14 protein-coding genes are annotated in these 14,655 nt (G+C 71.5%); 7 read left to right on the top strand and 7 right to left on the bottom strand.

All coding sequences use genetic code 11. The annotated features are described in order from the left end of the window. Positions 1-4 precede the first annotated feature (4 nt). Positions 5-544: a DUF1697 domain-containing protein gene (locus ABIH81_RS20625; RefSeq protein WP_349876532.1), complete on the bottom strand. Its 540-nt coding sequence runs from the start codon at positions 542-544 to the stop codon at positions 5-7. A gap of 126 nt (positions 545-670) precedes the next feature. On the opposite strand from ABIH81_RS20625, the gene ABIH81_RS20620 reads away from it, so the two are divergent. The 3 genes from ABIH81_RS20620 (at position 671) to ABIH81_RS20610 (ending at position 3,978) form a co-directional block, all read left to right on the top strand. Further along, the gene (locus ABIH81_RS20620) at positions 671-1,912 is read left to right on the top strand and encodes a hydroxymethylglutaryl-CoA synthase (RefSeq protein WP_349876531.1); all 1,242 of its coding nucleotides are present in this window, start codon (positions 671-673) and stop codon (positions 1,910-1,912) included. Positions 1,913-1,935: 23 nt separating this feature from the next. Next, positions 1,936-3,420: a class I adenylate-forming enzyme family protein gene (locus ABIH81_RS20615; RefSeq protein WP_349876530.1), complete on the top strand. Its 1,485-nt coding sequence runs from the start codon at positions 1,936-1,938 to the stop codon at positions 3,418-3,420. Between the two features lie 144 nt (positions 3,421-3,564). Beyond that, positions 3,565-3,978 (top strand): DUF4260 domain-containing protein, encoded by a 414-nt coding sequence (locus tag ABIH81_RS20610; protein ID WP_349876529.1) that lies wholly within the window; start codon positions 3,565-3,567, stop codon positions 3,976-3,978. 8 nt (positions 3,979-3,986) lie between these two features. On the opposite strand, the gene ABIH81_RS20605 is transcribed toward ABIH81_RS20610, so the two are convergent. Further along, positions 3,987-4,628, bottom strand: coding sequence for a M23 family metallopeptidase (locus ABIH81_RS20605; RefSeq protein WP_349876528.1), 642 nt, complete (start codon positions 4,626-4,628; stop codon positions 3,987-3,989). A gap of 107 nt (positions 4,629-4,735) precedes the next feature. Here ABIH81_RS20605 and ABIH81_RS20600 point away from each other — a divergent pair, with 107 nt between their 5' ends. Beyond that, positions 4,736-6,067 carry a hypothetical protein gene (locus ABIH81_RS20600; protein WP_349876527.1) on the top strand — a complete coding sequence of 444 codons (1,332 nt, stop codon included), beginning with the start codon at positions 4,736-4,738 and terminating at the stop codon, positions 6,065-6,067. A 45-nt stretch (positions 6,068-6,112) separates the two neighbouring features. Here ABIH81_RS20600 and ABIH81_RS20595 read toward each other — a convergent pair whose 3' ends face one another. From ABIH81_RS20595 to ABIH81_RS20575, 5 genes are all read right to left on the bottom strand, one after another. Next, positions 6,113-6,574, bottom strand: a complete 462-nt coding sequence (locus tag ABIH81_RS20595) for an HAD domain-containing protein (protein WP_349876526.1) — start codon at positions 6,572-6,574, stop codon at positions 6,113-6,115. A gap of 47 nt (positions 6,575-6,621) precedes the next feature. Then, entirely contained in the window at positions 6,622-7,566 is a 945-nt protein-coding gene (locus ABIH81_RS20590) for a hypothetical protein (RefSeq protein ID WP_349876525.1), read from the bottom strand. Between the two features lie 89 nt (positions 7,567-7,655). Continuing rightward, positions 7,656-8,792 (bottom strand): hypothetical protein, encoded by a 1,137-nt coding sequence (locus ABIH81_RS20585; RefSeq protein ID WP_349876524.1) that lies wholly within the window; start codon positions 8,790-8,792, stop codon positions 7,656-7,658. A 147-nt stretch (positions 8,793-8,939) separates the two neighbouring features. Then, positions 8,940-9,980, bottom strand: coding sequence for a DUF4034 domain-containing protein (locus tag ABIH81_RS20580; protein ID WP_349876523.1), 1,041 nt, complete (start codon positions 9,978-9,980; stop codon positions 8,940-8,942). Positions 9,981-10,022: 42 nt separating this feature from the next. Continuing rightward, positions 10,023-11,051: an acetylxylan esterase gene (locus ABIH81_RS20575; RefSeq protein ID WP_349876522.1), complete on the bottom strand. Its 1,029-nt coding sequence runs from the start codon at positions 11,049-11,051 to the stop codon at positions 10,023-10,025. 61 nt (positions 11,052-11,112) lie between these two features. Between ABIH81_RS20575 and ABIH81_RS20570 the strand changes: the two genes are divergently transcribed. From ABIH81_RS20570 to ABIH81_RS20560, 3 genes are read left to right on the top strand one after another with little or no spacing between them, the layout of a single operon-like run. Then, on the top strand, positions 11,113-12,048 hold the full coding sequence (locus tag ABIH81_RS20570) for an ABC transporter permease subunit (RefSeq protein ID WP_349876521.1): 936 nt from the start codon (positions 11,113-11,115) through the stop codon (positions 12,046-12,048). Further along, on the top strand, positions 12,045-12,971 hold the full coding sequence (locus ABIH81_RS20565) for a carbohydrate ABC transporter permease (RefSeq protein WP_349876520.1): 927 nt from the start codon (positions 12,045-12,047) through the stop codon (positions 12,969-12,971). The genes ABIH81_RS20570 and ABIH81_RS20565 overlap by 4 nt, the downstream gene beginning before the upstream one ends. Positions 12,972-13,007: 36 nt before the next feature. Beyond that, a complete protein-coding gene (locus ABIH81_RS20560) occupies positions 13,008-14,651 on the top strand; it encodes an extracellular solute-binding protein (protein WP_349876519.1) in 1,644 nt (547 codons plus the stop codon). Positions 14,652-14,655: the final 4 nt, after the last annotated feature.

Raw genomic sequence — 14,655 nt, 5'->3', positions numbered from 1 at the left:
GCGGTCAGGCCGCCGCCATGTCGCGCAGCTTCAGCACCGAGCGCCAGTTGCGGGTCGTCCCGACCACGCCGGTCTTCTTCTCCACGAAGGCGTTGCTGAGCTTGCTGCGCCCGTACCCGTCGGGGACGTGCACGAACACGTCCCGGCCGAGCAGCGTCAGCGTGCCGGTCTCGCCGGGCGGGGCGGCGAGCGCCGCCTGCTTGTCCGCGCCGGGGTCGCTGCTGAGCATCGTGACGAGCAGCTTCGTGTGATCGGTCTGCACGTCGAGGTACGGGTTGGCGGCGATCATCGCGTCGAGTTCGGCCAGGCTGCGCAGCAGCACCGGCACGTCGCGGCCCCACCGCTGCTTGATGCCCCGGTCGATCTCGGCGAGGATCGCGGCCTCGTCGGTCTCGGGGCAGCCGAACACGACGTTGCCGCTCTGGATGTACGTCGCCACGCCGTCGAAGCCGCAGGTGACGAAGACCTCTTTCAGCTCCGTCATCACCATCGAGCTACCGCCACCGATGTTCACCGCACGCAACAGAGCGACGTATCTCGTCATGACCCGGGATGGTAACCGGCCGGGCCGATCGCGGGCGCTCAACTCTGAGCAGACACGCCCGGCCCGGGGCCGTACAACGTCAGGGACCGCGACGGTGAGGGATCCACGAAGAGGAGAGGCCCGAGGATGATCACCACGGCGGTCGGCATCGAGGATCTCCACGTCTACCCCGGGCGGGCGTACGTCGACGTGCCGAGCCTGTTCGAGGCGCGCGGCCTGGACCCGTCGCGGCTGCCGAACCTGATGATGCGTCACCGGTCGGTGAGCCTGCCCTGCGAGGACCAGGTGACCCACGCCGTCAACGCCGCCCGGCCGCTGGTCGACGCGCTGTCGCCGGAGCAGCGGGAGGCGATCGAACTGGTGGTGGTGGCCACCGAGTCCGGGCTGGACTTCGGCAAGCCGATCAGCACCTACGTCCACGACCTTCTCGGCCTGCCGCCGCGCTGCCGGTCGTTCGAGGTCAAGCACGCCTGCTACGGCGGCACCGCGGCCCTGCAGAGCGCGGCGGCGATCATCGCCGCGAGCCCGGCGCCGGACGCGCGGGCGCTCGTGGTCGCCACCGACATCGCCGGCGTCGCGGCGGCCGGCAGCTACTTCGAGCCGTCGGAGGGCGCCGGCGCGGTCGCGATGCTGGTCAGCCGTACGCCCGACGTGCTGCGGCTCGACCTGGGCGCCAGCGGGTACCACACCCAGGAGGTGATGGACACGCTGCGGCCCCGGCCGGACGTCGACGTGGTGAACTCCGACCTGTCGCTGCTCGCCTATCTCACCTGCCTGGAACGCTGCTTCGCCGCCTACCGGGACCGCGTCGAGGGCGCCGACATCGTCACCACGTTCGACCACCTCGTCTTCCACATCCCCTTCGCCGGGATGGTCAAGGGCGCCCACCGTACGCTGCTGCGCAAGACCAAGGGCATGGCGCCGGCCGACATCGACCGGGACTTCGCGGCGCGGGTGGCCCCGTCGCTGTCGTACACAAGCCAGATCGGCAACCTCTACTCCGGTTCGCTCTACCTCGCGCTGTGCTCGCTGATCGACCACGCCGACTTCACAGTGGCCCGCCGGATCGGCCTGTTCTCCTACGGCTCCGGCTGCGGGTCCGAGTTCTTCAGCGGGGTCGTCACGGAGCGGGCCGCCGGCCGGCTCGCGGCCCGCCCGCTCGCCCGCGCCGTCGAGGAACGCCGCCGGCTCACCGTCGCCGAGTTCGACGAGTGGAACCGGCACACCGCCGACCGGGCGTTCGGTGTCCGCGACGCCGTCCTGGACACCGGCCCCTACCGGTCCGTCCTGGACAGTCACGTGGCCGGCCGGGGCCTGCTGCTGCTCGACCGGATCGAAGACTTCCACCGCGTGTACCGGTGGAGTTGAGCGCGCCATCCGAGGGAGGACCCATGAGTGTGCCCACGTCCGCGGTCGTCGTGCCCGACCTGCTCCGGCACCGCACCGGCCTGATGCCCGAGCAGGAGGCGATAAACGTCCGCGGCAAGACGGCGATCACCTACGGCGACTGGGACCGGCGCTCGAACGCCGTCGCCCGCGCGGTGCTCGACCGGCTCGGCGGCACCGGCCGGGGCGCCCGGGTGGCGCTGCTGTTCGGCGGCGACGACTGGATCGACTACGCGGTCGCCTACCTCGGCGTGCTCAAGGCCGGCGCCACCGCCGTACACGTGAACGACACGATGCCGGCGGTGGAGCTGCGCCGCCGGTTCGACCAGTGCGCGGTGGCCGGCGTGATCCGCGGCGCGGCGCTGCCACCGTGGCGGGACGACGCCGGACGCTGGTCGGTGGTCGTCGCCGACCTCGACCAGGGCGACACAAGCACCGTCGACACCGGCGTCACCCCCGAGGACATCTCCGACATCCTCTACACCTCCGGCACCACCGGCCCGGCGAAGCCGTTCACCAACCCGCACGGCAACCTGACGTACGGGCGCGGGTCCGCCGCCCTCGGGCAACTGGTCGACCCCGCGCCGCTGCTCGCGCCGATGCCCCTGGGCACCACGTCGAGCGCGACGACTGTCGCGGTGCTGGCCACCACGACGCCGTCACCGCTGATCGTGTGCTCCCCGGACGACCCGGAGGAGATCGCCCGCCTGCTCGCCGCGCACGGCTGCGCGACGCTCATCCTGACCCCGTGGACCGCGATCCGGCTCGCCGCCATCCGCCCGCAGGACCGCTACGACCTCGGCTCGGTCAAGACCATCGGCAACGCGTCGGCGATCATGCCGCCGCGCATCGCCCGCGACCTCCTCGCCGCCATGCCGAACGCCACCATCGCCAACGCCTACGCGCAGTCCGAGGCGGTGCCGGCGATCATCCTGGGCAACGTCGACCCGGACCGGCCGATGTGGCTGGGACGCCCCGGACGCGGCACCGAGATGCGCGTCGTCGACCCGCAGGGCGAGCCGCGGCCGCCGGGCGAACTCGGCGAGGTGTGGCTGCGCTGCGAGGCGCCCAAGCGGCTGTACCTCGACCAGGCCCTCAACGACCGCGTCCACGCCGGCGGATGGACCCGCACCCGCGACCTCGGGCGCGCCACCGCCGACGGCGAGCTGTTCCTGTTCGACCGGATGACCGACGTCATCACCACGGACAGGAAGCTCGTGTCGTCGCTGGAGGTCGAGGCCGCGCTCTACGACCACCCCTCGGTACGCGAGGCCACAGTCATCGCGCTGCCCGACCCGGAGCACGGCGAGATCGTCGCCGCCGTCGTGGCCGCCGACCCGGCCCTGGACGACGCGACGCTCGCCGCGTTCCTCTCCCAGCGGCTGGAGCCGCACCAGGTGCCCGCGCGCATCCACCGCCTCGACGCGCTGCCCCGCGGCGGCACCGGCAAGGTGCTCAAGTTCCAGTTGCGGCAACGCTTCGGCGGCTGACCGTCGCGGTGGCCGCCGGCGCACGGCCTCCGGCACGTACCCTGTCGGGGCTGGTGACGGCGCGAGCCGGCTGCCTCCGGCCACCTCGGCCACCGGGGTGATCGGGCCCTGAGCGGTGGCCACGGACAGACATCGAGGTGGGAGATGCCGCAGCTGGACCCGGTCACGGCGCAGCGCGCGGAGGCCGTCGCCGTCGCGGCCCTCGCCGTCGTCGTGACCATCGCGGCCGGGTACCCGTGGTGGTCGCTGCTCGCCCTCTTCCTCGTCTTCGACCTGCCCATGCTCGGCTACCTGCGCGGGCCGCGCGTCGGCGCCGTCTGCTACAACGCGGCGCACTCGTACACGCTGCCGGCGGTACTCGGCGCGGTGGCCGTGGCGTCGGCCGCGTCCGGCGACCGGATCGACTGGCTCGGAGTCCTGGCCGTCGCGTGGGCGTTCCACATCGCCGTCGACCGCGCCCTGGGTTACGGCCTCAAGACGACCGAGGGGTTCGAGCACACCCACCTCGGCCGGATCGGGAGGGCCCGCCGCGCCGGGCCGGCCGCGGGCGGAGACTGACGGCCCGGTCACGGGCCCGTCGGTGGGCAGTTCCCGCTCGTCAGCCGCACCGAGTACTCGCGGTCGTCGGACGTGATCCCGGACGGTACGCCGTCGAAGTACGCCTCCACCTTCTCCCAGCCCCGGCGCTGCTCGTAGTGCAGGTGCGGGGCGCCGGAGTTCCCGGTGCTGCCCACGCGTCCGAGCTGGTCACCCCGGGCCACCCGCTGACCCGCCTTCACCGACGGCGGTTCGAGCAGGTGCAGGTACTGCGTCTCCCACTTCCCACCGTGGTCGATCTTGACCCAGTAGCCGCCGCCGCGGCCCCGCGGCCCGTCCGGATCCTCCGGGGTACGACCGCCCAGCGAGCCGTTGATCCCCGCCACCGTGACGGTGCCGGCGGCGGAGGCGAGCACCGGCCGTCCCCACGCGTCCCCGGAGGTCGGGAAGAGGTCGACGTCGTAGTCGTCGTGCCCCGGATAGGTGGACAACCGCCACGTCTCGCCGCAGGGCACCGGGAGCTGGAAGTCCGGTCGCGGGCCCGGTGGCCGCACCAGCGGCACCACGACCGCTGCACCGGCGGCGAGCACCGCGAGGACGCCGATGATCAGCAGGACGCGCGGGATGCGGCGGCGCGGGCGGCGGGAACCGTGGGGACGCTCGGTGGTCATCGTTTCGAGCATGACAGGCCGTGTCCGGAGGCAGACACGGGTCTGCCGATCAGCGGCGCACTGGTTAGTCTCATGGCGCTCGCCACGACTAGGAACGGTGGAACGGCGTGACGGACCATCAGCAGGTGCCGGTGTGGACCCTGGCGACGGAGCCCGGGAAGACCTCGCGGGCGGCTGAGCTTCCCGTGGACCACAAGGGCATGTCACCGGAGCGGCTCGCCGGGCTACGACAGGCGCTCGCCGCGTTCCTCGACACACCGCTCGTCACGGTGGAGGCGTACCCGCTTCCGGCAGCGACGGACGTTCGAGGCGGACGCCTCCTGGACGCCGCCTCGCCGCTCGCAATGGAGCTCCGGAGGCTGTTGCGAACGCCGAGCGGTGCGGCCTCGGCCGGCGCTGCGGGGTCGACGGAGACGCTGTACCGCATGGTGGTGCCGAGGTCGGTGGCCTCTCAGCTCGGTGACGGTCTCGTCCGGCCCATGTCGTCCACAGCCGTTGCGGGTGGCATCTACGGCGACATCCTCGGCAAGACGGGCATCGTGAAGAAGGCCACCTTTGTGCCGGTGGCTGCGGACGCGTCACGGCCGGGCGTCACCGGGGCGGTGAGCGGCACCGCGAAGGCGGCGACCGCCGCCGGTATCGTCACCGCCGCGGCGTCGTTCGTGCTGCTCGCCGTGGCCACCGCCGCGAGCGTGTACGCCGAGGAGCAGCGCCGCAAGGCCATGGAGCGAGTCACCGAGCTTCTCGAGGAGCTGACCGCCGAGAACCTCGACGCCGAACGCGACCGCCTCCACGGTGCGACGGCGGCCGTCGAGCGGGCGACCGCGCTCCTGCTGGACAAGGGTGAGGCGGGGCACTCCCTCGGCCTGGACGCCGCCGTACACACAGTCGACACCGCCATCGCCGCCGCCCGGCGCCGGGCGGGCGCATGGCGGGCGAAGGTCGCGGCATTCTCCTCCGACGGTGTCGAGGTCGCCGACCTCGTCAAGGCATTCCCCGGGATCGACAAGCCCGACGGCGCCTTCCTCGTCGAACTCCGGCTGGCCGCACTGGCCATCGCCACGAAGCGACGGGTCGCGGTGCTCCAAGCAGTGGAGCACGCCCAGAAGTCGCCGGAGCTCAGCTTCCGCCGCTTCACGGCGATGCTCCAGGACGAGCAGCGGAGCGTGGACGAACTCCAGGACCAACTGCACGCGCTCCTCGGCGCCCTCGCGGACCTGCGGCTGCGCGCGCCCACCAAGAGCTTCACGGATCGCCTGCTGACGCAGGGCGAGGTGAACGACCTACTGGCCTGGCCGGGCCGGCTGCGCCGGCTTGCGGCCGAGGAGACCGTGTCCGTGTCGGATCTTCCCGATGTCGAGATCGGCCTCGTCGAGAAGGAGGACGGGAAGGTCCTGGTGCTGCCCACCCGGGCGATACCACGCGACCGGGTCGCCTGAGCCCCTCCCCCGTCCACTGCGGTCGCTCGGGCAAGACGCCAGGTTCTACCCGCTCAGCCATCGCGCGACGAGCCGGTGATCCGCGTCGGTGAGGCCGCGGCGTGCGTCGACGCGGTGCAGGAGCGCGGACGCGCTGTGGTTCCCTGCCACCCACCTCCGCTCGGCGTCGGTGATCTCGTCGTCCAGCCAGACGAACCGGCGGCCTGCGCCCCACTCGACCAGTCGGCGCGTCTTCCAGTGCAGCCGGCCACCGTCGTCCTCGTCGTCCGGCCAGTCGACGACCGGCAGCGGGGGCAGACCGAGCCGCGGCGCGAGCACCTCGTTGGCGTCGTGCATCCAGGTCGTGGCCCACACGAGATCACACGGCAACGCCGCGAGCCGGCGGCCGTGTCCTGCGTCGAGACCGGCCAGCAGAGGGTTGACGCCGTCGTCCGACGCCCCGGCGGAGCCGCCGAAGGGCAGGAGCGTCCCGTCGACGTCCAGGAACAGCAGCGGACGATCAGTCATCGCCTGCCGTACCGAGGGGTGCGCGGGTCCGGTCGTCCGTCCGGGCCTCAGCTCAGCTCGATGACGGGCCGGGTCAGGATCTCGTCGGCGTACCCGTCGTCGGAGGCGGACCACCGGCCGAAGTCCTCGTCGCGGTACGCGGTCGCGAGGGTGAGCCAGCCCAGGAAGAAGCCGCTGCCGCCACAGGTGGCACCGCCGCCGTCGCCACCGCACACGACGGTGCGCTCGGTCGTCGCCTCGTGCCGGTAGGGATCCTGCCCGATCGCCAGACCCCAGAGGTTCTCAACCCGGTGCGGGCCGGTCTTGTGGTCGTACGGATAGCCGTCGCCGGGGCAGTCGTCGCCCCAGCGGAACAGGGTCGTCGCGCCGGCGCCACACGCCCACTCCCACTCGTCCGGGGTGGCCGTCCGCAGGCCGAGGCTCGCGAGCCCGGCCATCGCCTCGTCGTAGGAGACCTCGCGGGTCGCCCGGGCGCGCACCACCTGCCCGGTCCGGTCGAACTCGACGGTCAGCCCGCCACCCGATTGGAAGGTGCTCACCCCGACGAGCCGATCCCCGGCCGACGCCACCAGTTCCCGCACCCGGGGGTCGTCCGGCGCCAGCGGAACCGGGCACGGGTCGAACGCGTCCACCGCGACCAGCATCGCCGGCATGTCGACGCCGCGTGCGGGCGAGGTCATCTCCTCGACGTACTCGGTCAGGGACGGAAGCCCGAACTCGGCGGCGCTGTCGGCGTAGTCGGCGGCCTGGCGCGGGTCGGGCCGGAACCGGCCCGCGTCGTAGCCGAGCGCCGGCCGGCCGCCGGGTACGAGCGCGAACCGCATCCCGCCACGGCCGAACAGCGCCGTCCGGTGTGACCGCCCCGCGTACGCCGTGTTCTGCACGCCGACCACTGTCAGCTCGTGCCGCTCGGCGATGTCCTGGACGATCCGGCCGGCAGCGCCGTCGGAGAGATCGTTCCACTGCGCGAAACTGAGATCGGCGTACGACACCGCGAAAGGATAGCCGCGGGCTCCGACAAGACCGGCCGGCCCGCCTCCACCTCGGAGACGGGCCGAAGTCCGAACTCACTCCCCTGCGCTCATCTGGTCCGCTCGATCACGGCGGTGAGGCGGAGCCCGGCGGTCGACACCGTGCCGCTCGCCCAGAAGGACGAGGTTCCCGGGATGTTCGCCAGGGCGTCCAGGCTCGGGTCGTTGCCGTCGACCTTCGGCCCGTACGCGACGCTCCATCGCCCGCCGGTGTAGCGCAGCAGCAGCGTGCCCGGGTACTCGACGTACGGCGGGATCGGATTCGTGCCGCTGATCCAGACGTTGCCGTTCGCGTCGCCCGCGACCGCGTACGCCCAGCCTGCGGGCGCGGGTCCGGCCACCCGCTGCCACGTCCGGCCGTCCCAGTGCAGGATGACCGGCTTGGGGACGGAGTCGTAGTCCTGGGTGCCGACCGCCCAGGCGTCGGTCGACGACCGGGCCCACACGCCGGTGAGCCGGGCGCTCGGGATCGGCGGCAGCGGCGCCACCCGCCACGATCCGCCGACGCGCTGCGCGATCATCGGCTCCGGATAGGGCGCGTCGGCGACGTACCGTTCACCAGCGGCGAACACGCCACCGTCCGCGGTGCGCGAGACCGCCCGCAGGACACCGTCGAGTCCCTCCGCCCCCGATACCGTGACCCGGCCGAACTGACCGGTGCCGCCTTCCACGACCAGCGGCCGGCCGCCGTCGTGACCGACGAACACCGCCCGTCCGCCGCCGGTGGCGGCCACGTCCAGCAGCTGCGAGGTCCCGGCCGGGGCGGGCCACGGCGCGTGCGCCGTCCAGGTCGCGCCGTCGAAGTGCCCGGCGTACGACTCGCCGAGGCGCCGGGCGCCCACCGTCCAGACGTCCCGGGCGTTCGCCGCGTCCACCTTGTACAGCAGATGCGCCTGGTGCGGCAGCCGCCGTTCCGTCCACGTCCGCCCGTTCCACCGCAGCAGGGCGTACGGCTGGTCGATCGAGTACCCCGTGTAGGTCGACGCCTGGTAGCCGACGGACCAGGCGTTGTTCGGGCCGGTGGCGGCCACGTCGGTCAGCCGGCTCTCGTGGATCAGCGCGGGGACGGTCGCCGTCCACGTCGAAGGGGTGGCGGCTGCGACCGGCGTGACCGGCGCGAGCAGCACGCCTGCCGCCAGAGTGGACGCTGTCGCCGCCGACAGTCCGTACCGTGCCAGTGATCCCATGGTGGCCCTCTTCCCCGATTGGTCGCCGGACCTCAGCATCGCGCTCCGCGACGCCGCGCGTACGCCCGGCTGCCGTCCCGTAAGAGAGTGGTAAGAACGGTCCCTCCGAGGGGGAATCGACGGTGGCCAGGGCGGCGTCGCCAGCGGTCAGGCGGCGCGGCGGGCGCGGCGACGGGCTCGGAGGAAGGCGGTGTCGCCGCGTCCCTGGCCCCACCAGGACCACGGCACGCCCGTCATGTACCGGCCGATCGACGCGAACACCGGCGCGGCCTCGGCGTCGCGGCCGGTGCGCGCCAGCCCGTACGCCAGGTAGTTGGCGTCGTTGAGCCAGTCGGCGTGCCGGGTCGCCGGCTGGTGGAACCACCGGGACAGCGCGTTGTCGAGATCCGACTGCATGACCGGATCCTGTCGCCACCGCTCGCTGATCTCGTCGGCGGTGCCGCCTTCGGGTTCGCGGTCCTGCTCCCACAGTGCCCACTCCGCGGCGGCCCGAACCGGCAGCACGAGCAGCGGCGAGCCCGTAGGCGCCGCTGCGGCGACCGAGCGGGCGAAACCGAACATCGCCTCGTGCGAGCCGCTCCATTTCCGGCAGTGGTAGACCAGCCGGCGTACGTGGCCCTGCTGATGCCACGGATCCCGCTTGGTCAGCTCACGCCACGCCTCCTCGAACTCGTCCAGTGGCGCACTCTCGTCGATCATGAGGTCCAGGCGGTTCACCCACGGCGTGGGGTCCTCCGGCGCGAGCCGCATGGCGAGATCGTTCACCTGCCGGGCCAGGTCCAGCAGGCGGCTGAACTCGGCCCACTGCTCTGGAGCGACGGTGGCGGCCCAGCCGCCGCCGCGCACCTCCCACGCCCGTGCCATCAGGGAACGAGCACGTACGAGCTGGGCATCCGGATCGGCGGGCGCGCGTGATGCCCAGCGATCGGTCCAGGCGGCTGCGGTGTCGACCCGGCCGGTCGTACGGTCGATCCGGGATCCCAGCCCGCCAGCGGTCGATTCGGCCAGCACACGGACGTAGCGTGCCCGGCGGTCGTAGTCGTCCCGGGTGGCGGCGAGAGCCTTCTTGGCCGGTCCGATGTCGGAGCCGTACCGCGCCTGCGTGCACGCCTCGCGCAGCACGGCGTCGTCCTGCGCCCGGTTGGGGTCGATCTGGCGGGTGAGCAGCCGCCACACGGTCGAGATCATGATCAGGGATGGTAGATGTCGCGGGCCCTGCCGGTGAGCCCGTCAGCCGGCTGCCGTCCCGGCGGGGCGGAGCACCGCGTCGAGCCAGCGCAACTGCCGCCGGACGTGGACCGCCTCCCCGCCCTCGTGGCCGTTGAACGGGTACGTGTGCATCTCCCGTGGCGGTGCGGCGGAGCCACCGGCGGCGGCGTACTGGTTGTAGGCGGCGAAGCCGGTGCTCGGTGGGCAGACCTCGTCCCGCAGGCCGATCCCGAAGTGCGCCGGGGCGGTGGCCCGCCGGGCGAAGGTGACCCCGTCGACGTAGGACAACGTGTGCCGGACCTGCTCCTCCGCCTCGCGGTGCACCGCCAGGTAACGGGCGATCTCGCCGTAGGGGGAAGCCTCGGTGAGTTCGATGGCGCGCTGGATGTCACACAGGAACGGGGCGGTGACCAGGAGCGCGGCGAGGCCGTCGACGAGGCCCGCTACCGCGAGCGCGAGTCCACCACCCTGGCTGTTGCCCACCGCGGCGACGCGGGCCGGGTCCACCCCGGGCAGTACGCGGACGGCGTCGATCGCGCGGACCGCGTCGGTGATCAGACGGCGGTAGTGGTAGTCGTCCGGGGCCAGGATTCCCCGCGTGGCGGGGCTGGGCCCGCCGGGCGCGTCGTGCGGGTCCGGGGTGTCGCCTCGGCTGTACAAGCCGGCCTGTCCCCGGTTGTCCACCAGCAGGTGGGCGTAACCGGCCACCGGCCAGGTGAGCCGCTCGCCCGGCAGGCCCCGGCCGCGTCCGTAGCCGGGGTACTCCACCACTGCCGGCAGCGGCGTCGGTACGCCCGCGGGGCGGGTGTACCAGGCCCGGACCGGTTCGCCGGCGAAGCCGGCGAACGTCACGTCCCACACGTCGACCAGCCGCAGGCCGGTGGGTTCGGGACGGACGGCGACGAGCACCGGGGTGGCCGCGGCGGCGGCGCGGGTGGCGCGCCAGAACCGGTCGAAGTCGGCGGGCTCGACGACGGCGGGTGCGTAGCGACGGAGCTGGTCGAGGGAGATATCAATCGACGCTCTTGACACGTTGATAACGATACCCATAAATTTCCGAAAAGCTTACGGCGCATTACCGGAAAGTTCCGGCCGACGGTCAGGTGGGAGGATGAGCTTGGCATCCCCGACCCCGCGCGGTCGTCGTACGCCCTGGCGGCGGGCCCTGCGCCGGGACTGGCAGCTCTACTCGCTGGCCGTCCTGCCGCTGCTGTTCTTCCTGACGTTCCGCTACCTGCCGATGCTCGGCAACGTGATCGCGTTCCGGCGCTTCCAGCCGGGCGGCAGCCTCTTCGGCGAGTACTGGACCGGGCTGCGCTACTTCCGGCTGTTCTTCACCGACCCCACCTTCTGGAACGTGTTCACCAACACGCTCGTGCTGGGCGCGCTGACCCTGGTGTTCTGCTTCCCGCTGCCGATCGTGCTCGCACTGCTGCTCAACGAGGTGCGCAACCGCGCCCTCAAGCGGTTCGTGCAGTCGGTGTCCTACCTGCCGCACTTCCTGTCGATCGTGATCGTGGCCGCCATGGTCCTCCAGCTGCTGTCGGTGGACGGCGCGGTGAACCAGCTGCTGCGCGCCGTGGGCGGCGAGCCGGTCCCGTTCATGCAGCAGGCCGGATGGTTCCGGACGATCTACGTCTCCTCCGAGGTCTGGCAGACCGTCGGCTGGGGCACCATCCTCTACCTCGCCGCGCTCACCACCGTCGACGGCGACCTGTACGAGGCGGCCCGCATCGACGGCGCCAACCGGTGGCGGCAGACCTGGCACGTGACGCTGCCGGGGATCCGGCCGACGATGGTGACCCTGCTGATCCTCAACATCGGCACCTTCATGGCCGTCGGCTTCGAGAAGATCCTGCTGCTGTACAACCCGCTCACCTACCCGACGGCGGACGTGATCTCGACCTACCTGTACCGGGTGGGCATCGTCTCCGGGAACCTCAGCTACGCCGCCGCGATCGGCCTGTTCGAGTCCGTGATCGGGCTGACGCTGGTGCTGTCGGCGAACGCGATCTCCCGGCGCACGGTGGGGACGAGCCTGTGGTGAGCACGCAGGCCCGTACGCGGGCACCCGCGGCCCGGCCGCGTGGCCCCCGGCACACCCGGGGCTACCGGGTCTTCCAGGTGGTCAACGCCGTCGTGCTGACCGGCGTCGTGGTGGTGACCCTGTACCCGTTCCTCACCATCGTGGCCCGCTCGCTCAGCGACAACGCGTACATCGTCGCGGGTGAGGTGAACCTCGTGCCGCGGGGGTTCAACCTTACCGCGTACCGCGTGGTGACGTCGGACCCGACGTTCTGGATCAGCTACCGCAACACCGTCTTCTACACGATGGTCGCCACGCTCATCTCCGTCGTGCTGACCACCTGCTACGCGTACGTGCTGTCGAAGAGGCACCTGCGGGGCCGGACCGCGCTGGTCGGGATCGCCGTGTTCACCATGTTCTTCACCGGCGGCCTGATCCCCAACTACGTCCTGGTCACCAGCCTGGGGCTGAAGAACACCGTGTGGGCCATCGCCCTGCCCAATGCCATCAACGTGTTCAACCTGCTGGTGATGAAGGCGTTCTTCGAGGGCCTGCCGGTCGAGCTGGAGGAGGCCGCCGCCGTCGACGGCCTGAACACGTACGGCACGCTGCTGCGGATCGTGCTGCCGCTGTCGAAGGCGATGGTCGCCACGATGGTGCTGTTCTACGCCGTCTCGTTCTGGAACTCCTGGTTCGCCGCGTTCCTCTACATGGACCGCCAGGACCTGCTCCCGGTGACCGTCTACCTGCGCAACCTCATCGCGGGCGCGACCGACGCCACGCAGACCGGCGGCGGCCTCGGCAGCGCCGGCGACGTCGTCCAGTCCGCCGCCACCATCCAGTCCGTGACCATCGTGCTGACGATCCTGCCGATCCTCGCGGTCTATCCCTTCATCCAGCGCTACTTCGTCTCCGGAGTCATGCTCGGCGCCGTGAAGGGATAGCCGCCCACGCCCCCCCACCACCGGAAGGAAGAATCCATGGCCCAGCTGTCCCGGCGCCAGGTGCTGCTCGCCACCGGCGCGGCCGCCGTCGTCTCCCTGGCGGGTTGCGGCGACGACACCCCCGACAAGAAGGACCTCGACCGCAACCGTGCCGGCGCGATGGAGAAGTACGGTGCCGGGGACCAGTTCAAGGCCACCGAGCCGGTCACGTTCTCGATCCTCTACAACAACCACCCGAACTACCCGCTCAAGCCGGAGTGGCTGTTCTGGACCGAGCTGGCCGGGCGGACGAACGTCAAGCTGGACCCGGTCGCCGTGCCGCTGAGCGACTACGAGCAGAAACGCAGTGTGCTGGTCGGCTCCGGCGACGCCCCGCTGATCATCCCGAAGACCTACCACCCGCAGGAGAACTCGTACGTCTCCTCCGGCGCCATCCTGCCGGTCAGCGACTACCTCGACCTGATGCCGCACTTCAAGGACAAGATCGAGCGGTGGAAGCTCCAGCCGGAGATGGACACGCTCCGGCAGGAGGACGGCAAGTTCTACCTGCTGCCCGGGCTGCACGAGAAGCCCTGGCAGGACTACACCCTCGCGGTCCGCACCGACGTGCTGGAGCAGCTGAAGATCCCGTCCCCCACCACGTGGGACGAGGTGTACGCCATGCTCAAGGCGATGAAGGCGGCCCACCCGGACGTCATCCCGTTCTCCGACCGGTTCGGCAAGCCCAACCCGGCGGGCAACCTGCTGAACATGCTCGCCCTGGCACACGGCCTGCCCGGCGCCGGCTGGAACTACCAGCCGACGAGCTGGGACGCCGGGGCCGGGAAGTACGTCTTCACCGGCGCCTCGGACGGCTACCGGCAGGTGGTGGAGTACCTGCACAAGCTGGTCGCCGAAGGGCTGCTCGACCCGGAGACCTTCACCCAGACCGACGACCAGGCCCGGCAGAAGCTCGCCAGCGGCAAGTCCTTCGTGATCAGCACGAACGCGCAGACGCTGGTGAACGACTACCGCCCGGACATCGCGAAGATCAACCCGAACGCCCGGCTCGGCAAGATCCTCTTCCCGGTCGGGCCGGCCGGCCCGGTCAACGCGGCGAGCCGGCTGGAGAACGGCGTGATGATCTCCAGCAAAGCCCGGGAGGGCAAGAACTTCGTGGCCATGATGCAGTTCGTCGACTGGCTCTGGTACTCCGACGCCGGCCAGGAGTTCGCCAAGTGGGGCGTCGAGGGCACCACGTACACCAAGGAGGCCTCGGGCAAGCGCACCCTCGCCCCGGACGTCGACGTCATCGGGCTCAACCCCAAGGGCAGCAAGCATCTGCAGAAGGACTTCGGCTTCTACAACGGCGTCTTCGCGTACGGCGGCAAGCTCGACCTGGTGCAGTCGTTCTTCTCGCCGGAGGAGCTGGAGTTCCAGAAGGAGATGAACGCCCGCAAGGCCGCGCCCTGGGTGACTCCGCCACCCGCGCCGCTGAGCGACTCCGAGCGGGAGCAGACGACGCTCTGGGCGACCGCGCTGAAGGACCACGTCACCCAGAACACCCTGAAGTTCGCCCTCGGCCAGCGGCCGCTGAGCGAGTGGGACGCCTACGTCTCGGAGCTGAAGGGCAAGAACGCGCAGGCCTACATCGACCTGGTCAACAAGGCGTACGAGCGGTACCGCAAGAGCCACGGCTGACCGG

Source organism: Micromonospora sp. HUAS YX12 (assembly GCF_040215685.1).
Classification (GTDB): Bacteria; Actinomycetota; Actinomycetes; order Mycobacteriales; family Micromonosporaceae; genus Micromonospora; species Micromonospora tulbaghiae.
The sequence above is the reverse complement of the archived record's forward strand: the minus strand, read 5'-3'. Positions and strand labels throughout refer to the sequence as shown.

Bases quoted from the DNA above. Each gene is read 5' to 3' on its own strand.
- ABIH81_RS20575 (WP_349876522.1), bottom strand. From the start codon at position 11,051: ATGGGTATCGTTATCAACGTGTCAAGAGCGTCGATTGATATCTCCCTC.
- ABIH81_RS20610 (WP_349876529.1), top strand. From the start codon at position 3,565: ATGCCGCAGCTGGACCCGGTCACGGCGCAGCGCGCGGAGGCCGTCGCC.
- ABIH81_RS20570 (WP_349876521.1), top strand. From the start codon at position 11,113: ATGAGCTTGGCATCCCCGACCCCGCGCGGTCGTCGTACGCCCTGGCGG.
- ABIH81_RS20620 (WP_349876531.1), top strand. From the start codon at position 671: ATGATCACCACGGCGGTCGGCATCGAGGATCTCCACGTCTACCCCGGG.
- ABIH81_RS20560 (WP_349876519.1), top strand. From the start codon at position 13,008: ATGGCCCAGCTGTCCCGGCGCCAGGTGCTGCTCGCCACCGGCGCGGCC.
- ABIH81_RS20615 (WP_349876530.1), top strand. From the start codon at position 1,936: ATGAGTGTGCCCACGTCCGCGGTCGTCGTGCCCGACCTGCTCCGGCAC.
- ABIH81_RS20585 (WP_349876524.1), bottom strand. From the start codon at position 8,792: ATGGGATCACTGGCACGGTACGGACTGTCGGCGGCGACAGCGTCCACT.
- ABIH81_RS20625 (WP_349876532.1), bottom strand. From the start codon at position 544: ATGACGAGATACGTCGCTCTGTTGCGTGCGGTGAACATCGGTGGCGGT.
- ABIH81_RS20595 (WP_349876526.1), bottom strand. From the start codon at position 6,574: ATGACTGATCGTCCGCTGCTGTTCCTGGACGTCGACGGGACGCTCCTG.
- ABIH81_RS20580 (WP_349876523.1), bottom strand. From the start codon at position 9,980: ATGATCTCGACCGTGTGGCGGCTGCTCACCCGCCAGATCGACCCCAAC.
- ABIH81_RS20605 (WP_349876528.1), bottom strand. From the start codon at position 4,628: ATGACCACCGAGCGTCCCCACGGTTCCCGCCGCCCGCGCCGCCGCATC.